The following is a 17151-nucleotide window of genomic DNA, read 5'->3' on the forward strand; positions in this document are numbered from 1 at the left end:
CACCGCGGAAGTGGCTTTCGCGACACACCTGACGAGGCCGTCCTCGCCCTCAACCGCCGCCTCGCGGGGCCACCGGAGCCGCCGGTCGGCGCGGACGTGGTGATCCGTCCCGCCACTCCCGGCGACGGGGCGGCGATCGACGAGATGCACGCTCGGTGTAGCGAAGAGAGTCGCGTCCGGCGGTACGGCCGTGACCGGCCACCGGCATCGAGCGCCTGCTCGGGCACAAGGGGACTCGGACCCTCCTCGCCGAAACCCGGGCGGGTCTGGTCACCGGGGTGGCGACGCTGCGGAGAAGCGGCCGCTGCGCGGAGGTCGGCATCCCCGTCGAGGGCCAGTGGCAAGGCCGCCGCGTCGGCACGGCTTTGCTCGACCGGCTGATCACCCTCGCGCGCGCCGACGACAGCGTGGCACTCGTCGCGATCGCCCAGGACGCGAACACGGCGATGATCCGCGCGATGCGGCGAGCCGGCGCCCAAGCCGAGCAGGTCGAACCGGATCTCACCTGTCTCACGGTGCCCCTGGACGCGCGTCCGGGAACTCGGCGGACGACGTCGTTCGATAGCAACCCGTTGGCATGTCGCGAAACGGGTGGCCAGGGCGTCGCAGTACTGTGTGGAGCTGAATGGGGGGAGGAGGGTTCCTTGGGTCTATGACGATCGATAGCAGCAGAAACCGTTGCCGCCGCCGCGACTGCGACGATGTGGAGTTCTGGCTGGGCTTGTGCGTCCAGGACTGGGTGCGGTGGCAGGACGGCTTGGAAGCCCTTGACCTGCCGGATGACGAGAGACCGGCGCCGCCTCGCAGCGTGTTCATCGCCCCGGTGCACGCCGGCAGTGTGTCGCGGCGGGCACTGGCGACGGGTTGACGCTGTCCGGAGGCCATGGTCACCGGTCATTCGACCGCCTGGTTGCGGCGGCACTTCCCGTTGATCCGCCCTCCGCGGTACAGCCGAGGCTTGCCGGCAGGGGTGACGCGCCCGGCCGTCCTGACGTCGGCTGAGCTGATGTCCCGCGGTCAACCTCGTGGTGAAGTGTCCGGAGCGGAGTCTTGGAGCGCGTTGTGGAGGTCGTCGGGCTCGACGCCCAGTTCGGTTCGCGCGATTTCCGGGTCGAGGATCATGGCGGTGGCGTGCAGTTTGCTCCACTGTGCCGGATGGAAGCCGATGGTGAAGCCTTGGCGGCGCCGGCGGATGCCTTCGAAGCGGATCAGGAGTTCGATGACGCGTGAGTGAAGCTTCCAGACGCGTTGGGGAGGGCGGCCGCTCGCGGTTGCGAGGCGGGTGAAGAGATCGGCCCAAGCGAGGTTCGCGGTGACGATCGGATAGTCGCCATTGGCGCGACGGTCCAGTGCCGCGACGGCGGCTCGCGCGACTTGGGTGACGGTGACCACGGCGGTGGCGCCGGAGTAGGCGAAGATGCCTGCGTCACCGATGGACAGGCTGTGCAGCATGGGCGCGAGAGGTGATTGCCGGCCGGGGGTTGTGCCCGCGACGTAGGGGAGTTCCAGAACGGCCACGGACGTTTCCGTGTTGACCGCGGCGCGTGCGTGCTCGGCTTGTTCGATTCTGCTGGCGATGTACGGGTTGAGTTCGGCCAGGCGGAGTGCCGGCTGTTCGCGCTGGAGGGTGGCGTAGAAACTGCCGAGGATGACAGCGCGGTCGCATTGTGCCCGGCATCCGGCGGTGAGCAATCTCGCGACGGGGGCGACGTTGGTGTCGTGGAAGAACGCGGCGATGTCGGCGCCGCGCGGTGCGGCGACGGCGGCGGCCGATGCGATGACGATGCCCGTGTGGCCGGCGACGATCGTGTCGAGTCGTTCGTCGGACAGGTCGGTGAGGTCGCCGAGTCGGACCGTTACCGCGGCGGGGAGATTCGTGGGTGGCGTGCGGACCAGGACCGTGACGTCGTGCCCGCGTGCCAGTAGTTCGCGCACGATGTGATGTCCGATGAACCCGGTTCCGCCTACTACCAGGACCTTCACAGGGCTGTCCTTTCATCGGGGGCGGTAAGTACCTGTCGTCCTGCTGAGCACCGCTTGACTGAAGGCGCCGTCGAGTCTTTTGGGCCGTGTCGGCGCCGGCGCAGCAGACTTCGGCCCAGCCGGCAGGTGTAGATCATCTTGGGTGCCGTCTTGATCGCGGCCGCGTGGCCAGTGCTGGATCCATCAGCCGGAGCCAGATGTCCTGGTCGTCGGTCAGCGGACGCGGAAGGGGAAGCGGCTGGAACCGGCAGGCGAACCTCATGCCGGCGTCGCTGCCGGTTCCCCCGGCACAGTGTATCCAGTCATCGGCTGTGTCGTTGGGCGCCAGCAGGTGAAAGTAAGTGGTGCGACGGAGTTGTCCGGTCTCTGGATGGGGTTTGTCCTCGGTCGCCAGCGCCTTGACGACAGTGACGCCGGCCAACCCTGTTTCCTCAAGGACTTCCCGCAGCACTGCCTTCGGGAGGTCTTCGTTGGAGTTCACTCCTCCGGCAGGGACTTGTTGTCCGGCTTCGGGGACGTCGATGTGCTCGAAGATCAGGAGTTCAGGCTGTGGTCTCGGGCGGATGACGTAGGCGGCGACACGGATTCTCGGGTTCGGGAGAACTGTCCCGGAGTTCGGTAGTGACAGTACAGCCGTCTCCCTTGGGTGTGAGCCGATCATCGGCGGAAGGAGTTGCCGGAGGTTCGTGCCTGCCGCGGGATCCACGCGACCGCGGTCGCCAGGAGAGCCAAGCGCAAGATCCGAAAGCTGTTCCTCGGCGGGCTGGGCGGGCACGAAAGGTGGCGCGGCCGCCGCGTGGGTTCCTTCGAGAGTATGCCTCAGTTCGAAGAATTGTGCCTGCAGTTCCGCCACCTGTTCTCGTGAAGGCGCTCGGCGGCTGAGAAAGACCTGGAAAGAACGAAGGTCACCGCCGCACCGACCAGCCTGCCGCGAGAAGGGAGTTCGTCGTTTCTCTTTCATGGCCGCCCAGGTCTGGCCTCGTCGCCGGCCGGTGAGACCGAGTATCGCGATACCGACCAGCACGGCCGCCGTGGAAACCAGGAGTTCGAGCGTCTCTGCCCGCGAGTCCGACTTTTCGGTGACGAAATACGAGTGCGTGTAACGGACTTCGTCGCCGTATCGGATCTCCAGCCATCGCCGCGAACCATGCGACTCGCCACCGGTGACATCGGCCTTGAGGATGATCAGCTGCTGGCCCCGGTGGTATGTCGCGGTCGACTCGCATTCGACTGACGGGCATCGCCGGACGTTCGCCTCGTCACCGGAGATATAGGCGACGTCCTTCCCCGCAACGCTGGTCGCCGGACCTCCGAAGAACAGCATCAACCCGACGAGGAGGATGGTCGCGATCGCGATGACGCTGAGCCGGCCAGTGCCGCGCCGAGCTGAACCTGCCACAGGAAGCCTTCCGCCTTTGACCGATCGCGAACGAGATTGGCCATGATCTCGCGACGGCCGGAGGCGGGAACCGCGTGACGTCTCACGATCGGCCGACGCGTCCGCCTTCTCGCAAGGCGATTACCCGGTGGCAGCCGGCCAGTGTGGCGGGGCGGTGGGCGATGACGAGGACACCGATGTCGTTCCCGGCCGACGCGAGGGCCGCGGTGATGGCTTCGTCGGCTTCGGGGTCGAGGTTGGCGGTGGCCTCGTCGAGGATGAGGATCCGGGGATTCACCAGCAGCGCCCTGGCGACGGCGACTCGTGCTCGCTGGCCACCGGACAGTCCGTCACCGGATTCGCCGACGACGGTGGCGAGTCCGGCGGGGAATCCGGCTCCCGGGTCGAGGATCCCCGCCCGCCGCGCGGCTCGTTCGACTTCGGTGTCGCCGGCATCCGGGTTTCCGAGCCGGATGTTGGTGGCGATCGTCCCGGTGAGCAGGCCGGGTTCCTGGGGAACGGCGCTGATCGCGCGGCGGAGGTCGTCGTCGGTCAGCTCGGTGAGGTCGACGCCGTCCAGGGTGATGCGGCCGGCGTCGGGGTCCCACATCCGGGTCGCGAGCAGCGCGCACGTGGTCTTGCCCGCCCCGGACGGCCCGGTGAGGGCGACCCTTTCGCCGGGGCGGACGGTGAACGACACGTCGCGCAGGACCGGCGGAGCGTCGTCGCGGTAACCGAAGGACACGTGATCGAAGACGAGCCCGGTCGCGCGATCACGGGACGGCAGGGGCCGGGGCGCGCGGGGCTCCTGGACCGCCGGTGCCCGGTCGAGGATTTCGGTGATCCTGGTACCGGCGGCGCGCAACGTGCCGACGTTGCGCAGCAGATCCGAAATCTGTGCGATCGGGCCGAGTGCCGCGGTGGCCAGCACCATGGCGACCGGTGCGAGCGCGCGGTCGATCGTGTCGAGGTTCGCCGCGCAGACCGCGAGCGCGCCGATCGCACTGAGCGCCAGAGCCGCGTCCGTGACAGCGCGCTCCCAGCCGACCCGGGAGCCGATCCTCGTTTGCACGGCGGTCAGCGCACTCGTCCGTTTCTCCAGGGCGGCGGTGCGACGGTGCAGGGCTCCCGCACCGCTGAGTTCGCCGAGTCCCCGGACGGTGTCGACGAGTTCGGCGTTGAGGGTCGCGGCGGCCTCGGTGAGTTCGGTGCCCTGCCGCGTTCCCGCTCGGCCGGACAGCCACGGCAGCGCCGCGGTCACGACGACGAACGGTACCCACGCCAGCAGCAGCCACGGCGTGACGAGGAGCGACAGGGTCGCGGTGGCGGCGACCATCATGGCCGAGGTGAGTGCTTGGGCCGCGGTGTGGGCGTAGAGCCATTCGAGACGGTCGATGTCGGCGAAGGCGACGGACACGAGATCACCGCTCCTGCGGGGCTTCCGGCGGTCGGGCAGGCTCACGCGGAGCCGGTCGAACACCCGGGCACGCAAGGTGCCGATCAGCCGGTAGGCCAGATCGTGGGAGACCCAGGACTCGCGCCAGGTCATCGCCGCGGTCACCACGGCCAGGCCGCACAGGACGGTTGCGACGATGGCCAGTGGCGCGGTACTGGTCGCCGCGGCCCGCCCGGCCAGCCACGTGCCGAGCACGGTCGTCGTCAGCGCACCGAGCTGGACGGCCGCGTTGCTCGCGACCGTCCAGACGAAGGTGGCCCGCTGCTCGCCGACGACCGGCAGCAGCCGCCGGAGCGGTCCGCTCACGAGTGGACCGCCTGCCCGGTGACGCGGCCGGACTCGATCGTGACGATCGCGCCGGCGTCACGCAGGGCGGTCTCGCGGTGGGCGATCACGACGCGGGTGGTGCCATCGCAGTGTTCCGCCAGCCGGGTGAGGACGCGTTTCTCGGTGTCGACGTCCAAGGCCGAGGTCGCTTCGTCGAGCAGCAGCACCGGAGGCGCGGCGAGCACGGCCCTGGCGATGGCGAGGCGCTGCCGCTGGCCGCCGGACAACTGGGTCCCGTTCTCGGTGAGGACCGTCGCGAAGCCGCGGGGGAGTGCTTCGACGAACTCGATCGCGTCCGCGACGTGGGCGGCGGCGCGGATCTCGTCGTGCGTGGCGCCGGGCCGGGCGAGCCGGAGGTTCTCTTCCACGGTGCCATGGAAAAGATAGGTGTGCTGGCCGACGACGCCGATGCTCGCGCGGAGAGCGGCGAGGGTGTACCCGGCGATCGGGGTTCCGTCGAGTTCGATCGTCCCCTGCTGCGGGTCGGCCTCGCGGATGAGAAGCCGGGCGATCGTGCTCTTCCCGGCGCCCGACGGGCCCACGATCCCGGTCGTGTTCCCCGGCGCGCATTCGAAGCTGATGCCGGAAACGCCCGCGCCGTTCGGGTAGCGGTATCCGACGTCCCGCAGCCGCAGCCGAGCCCCGTGCCGAGCGGGTTCGGTGCGGGTGCCGGTGTCGGCGACCTGCGGACGCGCCGTCATGATCTCGTCGATGCCCTCGACCGCGCCCAGCCCTTGGTAGCCGACGTGCCAGTGGGCGGACAGGTCGAGCACGGGCCGGAAGCATTCCCTGGCGCACAACAAGAACATGAACACCGACGCCGCGGGCGCCTGACCGCCGACGATCCCGGCGCACGCGACGACCACCGTGGCCGCGAGGCCGAGGTGCAGTGCCAGGGCGCTGACTCCGGCTTCCACCAGCGAGACACGCAGCTGGGCCATCGTGACCCGGTGCAGGCGGTCGCCGCGGTGGGAGAGTGCCTCGCCCGCCCGGCGGCCCGCACCGAAGAGCCGGATGACGGCGATCGACTGGGTCGCCTCCAGATAGTCGGCCGCCAGCTTTTCGTAGGCGCTCCACCGGGTTCGGCCCGTCCGGAGCAGCCGGGCATCCCAGAAGCGTGGGACGGCCACGGCGCACAGGACCGCTGTCGCGAGGATCGCGGCGGCGGGGACGGACACGGTGAACAGCCACCCGGCGACGGCGGCCGGAACCAGGCAGGTCACGAGCAGCTGCGGCAGATAACGGCTGTAGTAGGCGTCGAGGGCTTCGACCCCGTCGACGACCGTGTGCGTGATCGCCCCCGCGCGCTCTCCCCGCGTCCAGGCCGGTCCCAGCAGGGTGATGCGGCGCAGAAGCTTGCCGCGCAGCCTGGTGCGGATGGCGATGCCGAACCGGGCCGCGGCGACCTCCCGTGCCCACAGCAGGATCGCGCGCACCACGACGACACCGGTCAACGCCGCGATCGCGGGTGTCACGGTCGCGAAGCCCCCGCCGCGAGTGAGATCGGTGAGGACGGACGCCGTCAGGACGGCTCCGCCGACGTAGCAGGCCGACACGAGTATCGACAGCACCGCGAGCAGCAGGACGGGAGCGAGGACCACACCCGCCAGCCGCAGGAGCCTGCGATGGATCACCGGGTGAACGCGTCCGCGTGGAGCCGTTGCGCGATCTCCCGCACCACCGAGATGTTCCCGAGGGTGCCCGGATAGGTGTCGGCGGCGTCGATCGCGATCAAGCGCTGTTCGCGGACGGCGGTCATGGCTGGGAAAGTACGGGTGAGGTAATCGATGCTCGCCTGCTTCTGCGCGGCCCCGTTGACGGCGAACACGATCGCGTCGGGATTCTTCTCGGCGAGCGCCTCGGGGGTGATCTGCGCGGCGAAGAACTTGGCGAACTGCGGGTCCTTCGGTGAGAACACGTTGTCGCCGCCCGCCCTGCGGATGATGTCGTACTCGATGCCCGCGCCGATCGCGGTGACGGTGGCACCTTCCAGGAACACCTGGGCGACGGTGGGTTTGGGGCGGCCCGTGATGGCCTTGTCCACGGCGGCCAGATCCGCCCGGCCTTGGTCGACCAGTGCCTTCGCCTTGTCCGGCACGGCGAAGATCCTGCCGAGGTTCTCCAGGTCGGTGAAGAGATCCTCGACCGTGCCGTTCATGCGGCGTTCGGCGCATCCGCCCGCGGCGACATAGGCGGCGACGCCGCTTTGCCGCAGTTGCTCCAGGCTCGCGAAGCCCTTCTCGGCGGTGAACTCGTAGGTGGTGGGGGAGAAGACGAAGTCCGGCTTCGCGGACAGGAGCTTCTCCCGGCTCGGCGGTCCCGACTCGCTCAGCACCGGGATGGCGGCGGCCTGTCCGGCCACGTCTTCCGGGAGCGGTGCGGTGGCGGTCTGTGCTTGGCCGACCAGCGAGCCCGCGAGACCCAGCCGCAGCAACAGTTCCGTCTGCGACGGGCTGAGCCCGACCGCGGCGCGGGGAACGGCGTTGACGGTGACATCCCGGCCGCAGTTGGACACGGTGACCGCCGTGCTCGCGTTGTTCGACGGAGCGGCCGGAGTGACCGAGGTACCGCAACCCGCGATCAGCGACATGCCGACACCGAACGCGGCAAAGGACAGGGTTTTAAGCATGGTTCTCTTTTCCGGGTGTGCTGAGAGGTGAACGGGTCTCCGCATGACGGCCGAAGACCAGCACCGGCCGGCCGTCGCGTGGATGGGTGAGCTGATCGACGGCGACTCCGAACACGTCTTCCACGACGCGTGGGGCGAGCGCTGCGTCCGGCGTTCCGGTGGCGACGACACGGCCGGCGTCGAGCACCGCGATGTCGTCGCAGTAGGTGGCCGCGAGGTTGAGGTCGTGCAGGGCGGCGACGATGGTGCGATCGAGCCCGGCCGCGATCCGCATGAGCTCCAGCTGAAAGGCGATGTCGAGGTGGTTGGTCGGTTCGTCGAGGACGAGGACGGGGGAGTCCGCCGCCAGCGCTCGGGCCAGCATCACCCGCTGCCGCTGCCCGCCCGACAGCCGTCCGATGGACCGGTCGGCGATGTCGGTGGCGCCGACCCGGTCGAGCGCGGTCCACGCGAGATCGAGGTCGGCTTCGGTGTCGCGGCCGAATCCGCGCTGGAAGGGCACCCGGCCCAGGAGCACGACGTCGAGGACCGTCAGGTCGAACTCGGACGACGTCTCCTGAGTCATCACCGCCACCGCCCTGGCGACGGTCCGCCGGTCGGTGCGCCACACGTCGTGCTCGCCCAGCAGCACGCGGCCCGATGACGGCGCGACGGCGCGGTAAAGCGTGCGCAGCAAGGTCGACTTGCCGCTGCCGTTCGGGCCGACGAGCCCGAGGAAACGGCCGGAGCGGACCTCGATGTCCACATTCCGCAGCACCTGGTCACCGCCCAGCGTGGCGCTGACGTCGTGGAAATGGACCTTCATCGGCCGAACCCCGCCCGCGCGGCCGTGTCCCGGCGCATCAGCCACAGGAAGAACGGCGCGCCCACGACCGCGGTGAGGATCCCGATCGGTATTTCGCCAGGCGCCGCGACCGTGCGCGAGAGCAGGTCGGCGATTATGAGGAACAGGGCGCCGCCGAGTACCGCGACCGGCAGCATCCGGCGATGGTCCGAGCCGACGAGGATCCGCGCCACATGCGGGATCACGAGACCGACGAAACCGATGCCGCCGCTGACCGACACGATCGACCCGGTCAGGAGGGCGGCGGTCACGAGAAGCACGGCACGGAGCCGGTTCACGTCGACTCCCAGTGCGGTCGCGGATTCGTCGCCGCTCAGCAGCGCGTTCATGGCCCTGGTCCGCAGTCCGACGACGACACAGGCGGCCGCGAACGCCACCGCCGGCACGGCCAAGGAAGCCATCGAGGCGGCGGAAACGCTGCCGAGCAAGAAGAACAGCACGCTGAAGACGTTCTGCGCCTCAGTGGTCAGCGTCAGATAGCTCGTGATCGCGCTGAACAGGGAACCGAGGGCGACACCGGAAAGGATCATCCTGGTCGGCGACAGGATGCCGCGATGCCGGGCGACCAGCGCGACGCACACACTGGCCACCAAGGCCCCGGCGAAGGCCGCCGCGCCCAGGGGAAGCCCGCCCACGGCGGCCGAACCGAAGGTGATCACGAGAACCGCGCCGACACCCGCGCCGGACGACACACCGAGCAGGTACGGCTCCGCGAGCGGGTTGCGCACGATCACCTGCATGATCGCCCCGGCCAGCGCCAGTCCCGCCCCGGCGAGCCCCGCCAGCAGCGCGCGAGGGAGCCGGAACTGCCATACCGCCTGGTCCTGCAACACGGTCAGGCTGCCGTCCGACATCCACGGCACGTTCGGCACCAGATGACCGACCACGATCCGCGCCGCGTCCGCGAGCCCGACCTCGACCGTCCCCACCGAACCGGATACGACCAGCATCACGAGGATCGCGACAGCGAGGACCGTGACCGTCCCCCGGTGCAGAAGCCGGGACCGGGCAAGTGCCGCCTGCCGGTCGCGAACGCCCGAGGGCGACGCGGACGGCCGCGAACGAACAACCATGGGGGCGCCGATCGATCTGTGGTGGAAGGACACCGGAGCCTAACCGCACCCGATAATCGTTATCAACAGATAATCGGTAATGATTATCATCACAGCTTGGCGGGTCGAGTCGGTCACGACATCGTGCGGTCGCTTTGGCCGAGTGCGGCACGCACGCGCGCCCCGCGGGCGAGGTCGGCGGCTATGCGGTCGGGGAGAACACCCTGGCGCAGCGTCTCTACCCGCGTTTGCGCCCGGACGAGTTGCTGACCGCCGACCGTGGCTTCTATAGCTGGGCGGCATGGGACACCGCCACCTGTCGTGTCCACGCCGATCACCTGGGAGGAAGTCGATCGGTGCCGACGCTCGAGTGACCTGGTCTTCACCGCCGACGACGTCCTCGACCGCGTCGATCAACTCGGCGACCCCTGCTCTCCGACCTGGACCACACCCGGGCCGCGCTCCCGGACGCGTGATGAAGCCAGTCGTGCTCGAAGGCGCACCAGGTTCCGGTGCGGCACAAGCCGGTCTGGCCGAGGCGTTCGGATGCGTTAATTCGCAAGGGAATCGGGGCAACGGCCGCTCGCCCGGTGGACGTACCCGACGATGCGTCGCCGATCTCAAACACATCTCCTATGAAGCCCATGTTGTCCGTGGTCCGGGTAACTTGGAATGGAGTGAGAGGGAAATCAGCTCGGAGACCTTCCCGCTACCTTGAGCCTTCGGCCGCGGGAAGGTGTGAAGGTCGCGTTTCCTCAGCTGAGCCGAGGGTAGGGGGTTTCTAGGCGCCGTTGTCGTGGCTGGTGGTGTCGAATGGGCGAGTGAGGTTGTTTATGTACTCGGGATCACGAGGCCTGGCACCCACCTCATGCCCCGACAGGCACCGATGCGCTCATACTCTCCGAAGTCCGCGGTCACCGGAACGAGGTGCCCGCGGCGCCCGTTTCCGGCCGCGGCAGCAGACCGGAGGCGTATCCGGCTTGGAAGTACGCCACCGTGTCGGTCAGGATTCGGTTCAACAGCGCCACTTTCGCGGGATCCGGCTTCGCGAGGCGGGTCGCGGCGAGGAACGCCGCCCACCACGGCACGAGATCGCCGAGTTTCGATGCCGTGTGGCCGTCCAGCGGCGCCAGAACGTTCGCCACCCCGTTCCCGATGTCTGCGGGGGAGGGGTGCTCGGCCGGCACCTCGTCCTCGACCAGTTCGATCAGCAGCGGGTTGTCGGCCAGGTCGATCACCTGCGCGGGCTCGTGGGAGACCGTCTGGTCCGGATTGGTGTCGAACTGCGGCGGTACCCGGCTGACGTAGGTGACGCGGTGCAGCAGCCGCCACGCGCCCTGCCCGGTCAGCTGGACGTTGCGCAGGGCCACCGCGTCCGGGTCGCTACTGGAGGTCAGCCATTCCTTGTCGATCACCTGATCGTGGAACGTGTCGCCATTGTCCGCCGAAGACGGCAGGTAGATCGACATGAACCGGTAGGCGTCGACCTTGCCGGGGCAGTAATCCGGGGTGTAGCCGGTCTCCGCGTGGTAGCCCTGCAGCATCGGATCGCCAGGGCAGGTCACCGCCAGTGAGAAGCCTCGCGACTCGTTCTCCGACTTGCCGACCTGGACTTTGACGTGTCCGCCGAACAACGCGTCGATCGCGCCGTACAGACCGTATTGGGCGGTGAAGGTGATCTCGCCGGTGAGGCCGGTCAGATGCGTGTAGTCGCTGAATCCCGTGTAGACGCGTTCGTGGGCGGCGGAGAACTGCTCGGTTTCGGTGTGCAGGCCGCCGGACGCCGTCCAGACGTACCGGTTGGCGATGCCGCGGGTCGGGACGTCCCTGCCGAAGTCGTAGAACTGCTCGTCCTTGATCCCGTCCAGGTCGGCGCTGCCTTTCTCACCGAGGCTCGCCGCCTTGAACTGGTTGTACCTGCTCCGCATGGCCGCGTCGGACTGCGCTATCTTCGCGGCCAGCCGGTAGGCCTCGTCCGGTTTGAAGTAGCTGCCTCTGGCGACGTCGGCGCGCGGGAAGTCGGCGTCGTTGACTAGACCGACCTTCCCGTCCAGCGTCCCGTTCTTCACATAGCGCGGGTCGATCTGGAAGGTGATGATGTTGCGGTCCGGCGGGATGTCCAGATCGGGCAGCACCATCTTGCCGACCATCGCCCCGGTGGAGCGCAGCCGCATCGCGTACAGATCGGCCGTCATCGACTCGACGAGGGCGTACCCGAGGTTCAGCGGCTGGTAGCGGCGGCCGACCACCGGGTTGAGGTAGTCCGACCGGTCCGGCCGCGCCTGTTCCCACATTCCCCGCAGCCCCAAGGTGTCCGTCGTGGTGCGGGTCCACGCGGAGAGGTACGTTTCGTCCCGCTGGCGGGCGATTTCCAGGTTCGACTTGTGCCGGGCGCCGATCTTCCCGGTACCGGCGGTGAGCAGATGCGTCCACGCCAGCACGGACGCGCTGTCCGCCCATTTCGCGGCGACCCCGGCTTTCGTGTCGATCTCCATTTTCAACGCGGTTTTGTAGTCCGACGACGTGAACTTGACCGACGTGCTCTCCTCGGACCGGACGGTGACCGTGGACGCGTCCTGATAGGAGTTGTAGCCGAACGGGCTGTCGTAGAGCGGGCGGGACAGGTTCTCGCTGGGCACCGGCGGCGCGCCCTCGATGTACCCGATCAGCGTGGGCCGGGTCTGGACCTGGCCCAGGTACACCAGATCCGTCTCGCCCATGCCGTAGCCGGTGGACAACGTGAGCGCGGTGTCTTCGAAGAAATAGGCACGACGCATCACCGCGTAGGGCGTGCCGTCCCCGTGGGTTTCCATCTCCGGGTATTCGACGACCGCGGCCTTGCCGGAAAGCGGGCGCTGGAATCGGGTCCGCGGACCTTGGTAGACGTTGGTGAGCTGAGGCCCCTCGTTCGCGACGGGCGCGGTGGAGGCGACATAGCCGGGTGCGCCGATGAGACGCCCGTTCGCGCCCCGGCCGGTCAGGTCCGCGCTGGTGTTATCCAATGACCAGTAGCCCGCCAGGTCGGTCTCGTCGCCCTTCAGCTTCCGGAACAGGGTGGACGTGATCTGGGAGCGGGTGCGCGCGGAGCGCCAGATCCGTACCTCGGCCAGCGATCCGGTGAGGGTGTCCTGGAGCTTTCCCGCGCCCTGTTGGTAGGCGCCGAAGGTGCATTGGTCGTACCCGAGATAGCCGTCGACTTCGCCCGCGGGCAGCACCGACCCGATCGGCAGGCCGTCGTGGTAGCACCGGTACCGGCCGACGTTCTGGAGCACACCCCACAGATCCGTGTCGGTCAGCAGGAAGTCGTTGTCGTTCACCGAATCCGCGGCGACATTGCCGGAACCTTCGGTGAACCACCACGCCGAAACCACGCCGTGGTCGGTGTCGGCGGCTTGATTGCGCCGCAGCACCGACCGCACCTGGGCCGCCGACAAGCCTGCCGACCAAAATCGCAGCCCGCCCAAGGCACCGGTGAAGCGCGCTTGCGCTTCCAAGGCCACCCGGCCCGCCTTCGACGGCGGAGTGCCGATGCCGAGTGTCAGTGGTGCCGAGGAATCGACGGACGTCACGGTTTTCGCGCCACTCAGTGTCGTCTGCGCCGTTCCGTTCTCGAAACCGTTGACGTAGATCGTGAGCGTGCACCGCAGACCCGCCTTGACCTGAGCCGAAGTCAGCGTCACGGCGATGTGGACGGCCGGGCCGCGCAGGACGAATGCGTTGCCCCGCACGGTCAGCCGGCTCCGGTCGCCACTCGCCGGGTCGACGATTCCGGCCGTGCAGAACGGATTCCCGTCGGAGTCCAGCGCGAGCCGGAACGACTGGTCCTTTTCGGACTCTCCCCACTGCGAGAGGATCGTCTGCTGCAGACCGGTGGAGCCCACTCCCTCCACCCAGCAGTCGATGCTGAACTGGCCGTTGAACGCGAGGTCGCCGGGTTCGGGGCAGACGCCGTAGGACGGTGGAGCCGAGGCCGCGCCCGCGAGGTTCAGTTTCAGTGCGCCGGCCGCCTGATAGCTGACAGCCACATGGTTCCACTCGCCGGGACGCAGGCGCGCCCGGGCTCGCACTGGCGCCGTCCCGCCGACGCCGGCGACGATGCCGAGGAACGGGTCGTCATCGCTGGAGCCGACCGCTTGGGATTTGGCGAGCTTCAGTTGGGCGTCGAGCGCGGGCCCGGTCGCGGTCGCGTGGTTGGCGAAGACCGACTTGGCGGTGGTGTGCCCCTCGGCCAAGGACCAGGCGCCCTCCAGCCCCGGTTCGCTTCCGGTCAGCGCCGCGGTGTTCGTCTGGCGCAGTTCCGCGGCCGTCCTGGCGAAGGACCAGAGACGCACATCCGACAGCGCGCCGAACATGCTGACGTGCGGGCCGATCGCCGCGCCGATCGCCAGCGACGGCGAGGTCGACTTCGACGGTGGTTGCAGCTTGACGTTCCGCACGGTGTTGACCAGCACGGCGCCGACGTAGATCTTCAGCGTCCAGGTCCCGTTCTGCCATGCCCCCGTCGCCGCGACATGCGACCAAACACCGGCGGGCAGGGGATTCCCGGCCGTGAGGTAGCTCGACTTCGGCTCGTGGCTTTGCGGCCGGTAGCCCAGCGACAGGTGGCGCCCGACGTCGAGACCGAGATTGAGCAGCGGCTTGCTTTTGCTCTTCGCGTCGCAGACCTGCAGGACGCTGCCGAGCCGGTTCGCCTTGGGACACGGCTTCTGGTCCGGTTTGATCCACGCCTCCCAGGTGAAGCCGGTGGGGCCGGGCGTGAACGCCGGGTTCGACGGCACCGCGAGGTAGGAGCTTTTGGTGTTCTTCTTCTGGGTGAAGGCACCGAAGCGCACCGTGGGCAGGCCGGCGACGCCGAGATAGTAGGACGGCGTGAGTTCGCCCAGCCCCTTCGCCGGCCCGTTGTCGTAGGTGATCACCGTGGCCGGGTCGCTGCCTTCCGGCCGGATCCAGGATTCCATGGTCCAAACCGATCCCGGCGCCAACTGGGTGTTGGTGAGCGCGACGCTCATCGCCTGGCGGCCGTTCAGCGCGAGCGCTTTCGCCTGGTGCGCGGCCAGCCATTTGCCGTTGTCGCCGCTCACCGTCCGGGTACTCGTTCCGTCCACCGCCAGCGGTGCCCGGCCGAACAGCGCGCTTTCCGGCTGGAGCGCGGTCATCGCGATCATCGCCCGGCCGACGGTGGTGTCCGGTGGTGCCGGGTTCAGCGAACGTCCTTGCCAGTTCGCCGCGTCGACCTGCCCGGCGGCGAGCTCTCCCACGTCGGCCGGTTGGAGCACGTCGAACAGCACCGAGCCACCGCGCAGATCCAGGGGAGTTGTGAAGGTCTGGTCGGCGACAGGCCCGGGTTTCGGATCGGCGGAGATATGGCTGAACACCGCTTCGGCCGCGCTCCAGGCACGCAACCGCGCGACGAAACCCGCCTGGTCACGGGGAACGTTCTCGAGTTTCACGGCGGGCTGCCCGCCGGTGACGAGGGAAATGGTGCAGTGCGCCGGATCGCCGTCCGCGGGTGAGATCGTCAGCGACGGGTTCCCGGTCGTCTTGCCGAAGAGCAGGATGCTGCCACCGCCGGTGCTCAACGCGTAGACGGGGGTGTCGCCCGCGGCCCGGTGATAGGGGTAGGTCGCCGGAGCCGCGTCACCGTTGAGGACCGGCGCCGCGTCGACGGTGCTTGACGGCACTGCCTGCCAGGTCTGCACCGCGGTGACACCGGTGTCCGAGGTGTAGCGCATGATCAGATCCACGGTCCCGTTCGCCGCAGCGGTGACCTCGACCCGGGAGAGCGGCATGTCGGGACGGTGGGAGATCAGCACGAGCCTGCCCGCGGAGGCCAGGGGCAACCGTACCGACGGCTGGTGGCCCAGGAAGTCGTAGAACGGCCGGGCTCCGGACAGGACCGCCTTGTCGGCGGGGTCGTCGGAGAACGCTCCGTTGAGGACCGAGACCATGGTCCGGACGTCTCGCGGGACACCGCCCCAGTTCTCGTGCGGCAGGCCGGCGGCGGTGCCGTAGTCGATCGTCACGTCGCAGAGGTCGGACGCGGTGAGGCCGTCACGGACGCAGGGCGCCACGGTCGCCACGACGTCGTCGAACGTGCTGCCACTGCGCCGGGCGATCAGGGGGAACGTGCCGCTCTGGTCGTCGGCGTTCCAGGGCATCGTGAGCCGGGTCCTGGTCACCGTGGGGTCGTACTGGGCGACCGCGAAAGCTTCGGTGCCCGCCGGGCTGGACGGCTGGGGAAAGTAGCAGTGCACGAGCCCGTCGGCACTGTCGAGGACGGCGGGTGCGGCGGCCGGTCTCGGCGTGCCCAGCAGGACCGCGCTCACCGTGCCGGTACCGGCCGAGCGCACCGCCTTGGCGGGGACGGGGTGGTCGCCGGTGCCCGGAGTGAAACCACCGCCGTTGAGTGTGCCGTCGATCAGCACACAGCCGATCCCCGCCGGGAACGTCGGGATGGTCCCGTCCGGCAGCACGCCGAAGTCGTAGACGGCCAGCGCTCCCGGCAGTCCGGCCCCGGCGTTGGCGACCGGGACGGTGACGCCCAGCCGGACGGCCCGGCGCAGGCTCGACGGCAGACCCGGCTCCGCGCCGGTCCTTTCCTGCTCGGCGTACAGGCTCGCGCCGACACCGGCGGTCGGGGTCAACGGGGTGCTCTTTCCCGAATTCCAGAGCGTGGGGGTGATCGTGAAGGTACGTGCCAGCGCCGGATCGACCTCGATGCCGCCCGTGCTGTCCTGCGGATACGAGACGAAGGTGAGGACTTCGCCGGTGACGGCGATGATGTGCCAGCGGCGGACATCGGCGTCCGAAGTGGGCGCGAGAACGACGTCGAAACGGCCGCCGGTGATACCGGACAGCGCCGACAGTTCGATGGTGGGCTCCGGGAACGGCTCGTCGATCATGTTGCGGAAGCCGAGTTCGTCGCCGGGGCCCGCCGGTGCGTCGCGGCGTTCACTGCGCCGGTACCGCACCTCCCACACCCGCTCCATCCGCCAGCCGCCTTGGTTCTCACCGTCACGCGAGCCGCTGGTCCGCTGTGGCGGAGTCCGCACGAGCGCGAAGCGATCCACGTAGAGAGTGCCGGTGGCGGACTGGCGGAAGCACGAGATGTACCTGCCGTCGGTGACGGCCCGGAAAGGCGCGTCCGCGGGCTTCGGAGCGGCGGCGGCCGAATCGACGGTGATCAGGTCCATGCCGGCGATCCGCAACAGTGGACGGTCGTCCGCCGACCCGGCGGTTCTCCCGGTGAGCCGCAGTTCGTTCCAGCCCGCCCATTCCTGGGGAACACCGGGATCCGTCCCGGAGACACGTACGTTGTAGTACAGCGAACCGACCGTCGTGGCGGCTTTTCGGGCGAGTAGCACCACTGTTCCCGCGAGAGTGAGAGCGACGGGATCGACCAGCGTAATACCGTTGCAGTCGGTCGAGGGCCAGGTCTGTTCCGAGGTCGTCATAGCCATCCCTCACTCGGGGAAATGTCGG

At 68.9% G+C, this 17151-nt stretch carries 10 protein-coding genes; 2 read left to right on the forward strand and 8 right to left on the reverse strand.

Features of this window, described 5'->3' with window-relative positions:
• Positions 1-278: 278 nt before the first annotated feature.
• Both AC069I_RS16930 and AC069I_RS16935 read left to right on the forward strand, forming a co-directional pair.
• The gene (locus tag AC069I_RS16930) at positions 279-656 is read left to right on the forward strand and encodes an N-acetyltransferase family protein (protein ID WP_478265793.1); all 378 of its coding nucleotides are present in this window, start codon (positions 279-281) and stop codon (positions 654-656) included.
• A complete protein-coding gene (locus AC069I_RS16935) occupies positions 653-868 on the forward strand; it encodes a hypothetical protein (protein ID WP_478228965.1) in 216 nt (71 codons plus the stop codon). Before AC069I_RS16930 ends, AC069I_RS16935 begins: the two co-directional genes overlap by 4 nt.
• A 149-nt stretch (positions 869-1017) precedes the next feature.
• On the opposite strand, the gene AC069I_RS16940 is transcribed toward AC069I_RS16935, so the two are convergent.
• The 8 genes from AC069I_RS16940 to AC069I_RS16975 all read right to left on the reverse strand — a co-directional run bounded on the left by AC069I_RS16940 (position 1018) and on the right by AC069I_RS16975 (position 17123).
• Complete coding sequence (locus AC069I_RS16940) at positions 1018-1983, reverse strand: NAD-dependent epimerase/dehydratase family protein (protein ID WP_478228966.1); 966 nt, start codon at positions 1981-1983, stop codon at positions 1018-1020.
• Between the two features lie 133 nt (positions 1984-2116).
• A complete protein-coding gene (locus AC069I_RS16945) occupies positions 2117-3307 on the reverse strand; it encodes an NUDIX domain-containing protein (protein ID WP_478265794.1) in 1191 nt (396 codons plus the stop codon).
• Positions 3308-3464: 157 nt separating this feature from the next.
• Positions 3465-5123: an ABC transporter ATP-binding protein gene (locus AC069I_RS16950; protein ID WP_478265795.1), complete on the reverse strand. Its 1659-nt coding sequence runs from the start codon at positions 5121-5123 to the stop codon at positions 3465-3467.
• Positions 5120-6778: an ABC transporter ATP-binding protein/permease gene (locus AC069I_RS16955; RefSeq protein WP_478265796.1), complete on the reverse strand. Its 1659-nt coding sequence runs from the start codon at positions 6776-6778 to the stop codon at positions 5120-5122. Before AC069I_RS16955 ends, AC069I_RS16950 begins: the two co-directional genes overlap by 4 nt.
• Positions 6775-7773, reverse strand: a complete 999-nt coding sequence (locus tag AC069I_RS16960) for an ABC transporter substrate-binding protein (RefSeq protein WP_478265797.1) — start codon at positions 7771-7773, stop codon at positions 6775-6777. Before AC069I_RS16960 ends, AC069I_RS16955 begins: the two co-directional genes overlap by 4 nt.
• A complete protein-coding gene (locus tag AC069I_RS16965; RefSeq protein WP_478228971.1) occupies positions 7766-8578 on the reverse strand; it encodes an ABC transporter ATP-binding protein in 813 nt (270 codons plus the stop codon). Before AC069I_RS16965 ends, AC069I_RS16960 begins: the two co-directional genes overlap by 8 nt.
• The gene (locus tag AC069I_RS16970; protein WP_478265798.1) at positions 8575-9690 is read right to left on the reverse strand and encodes a FecCD family ABC transporter permease; all 1116 of its coding nucleotides are present in this window, start codon (positions 9688-9690) and stop codon (positions 8575-8577) included. The genes AC069I_RS16965 and AC069I_RS16970 overlap by 4 nt, the downstream gene beginning before the upstream one ends.
• An 893-nt stretch (positions 9691-10583) precedes the next feature.
• Entirely contained in the window at positions 10584-17123 is a 6540-nt protein-coding gene (locus AC069I_RS16975) for a LamG domain-containing protein (RefSeq protein ID WP_478265799.1), read from the reverse strand.
• Between the last annotated feature and the right edge of the window lie 28 nt (positions 17124-17151).

This window comes from Amycolatopsis sp. NPDC043885 (assembly GCF_056435685.1).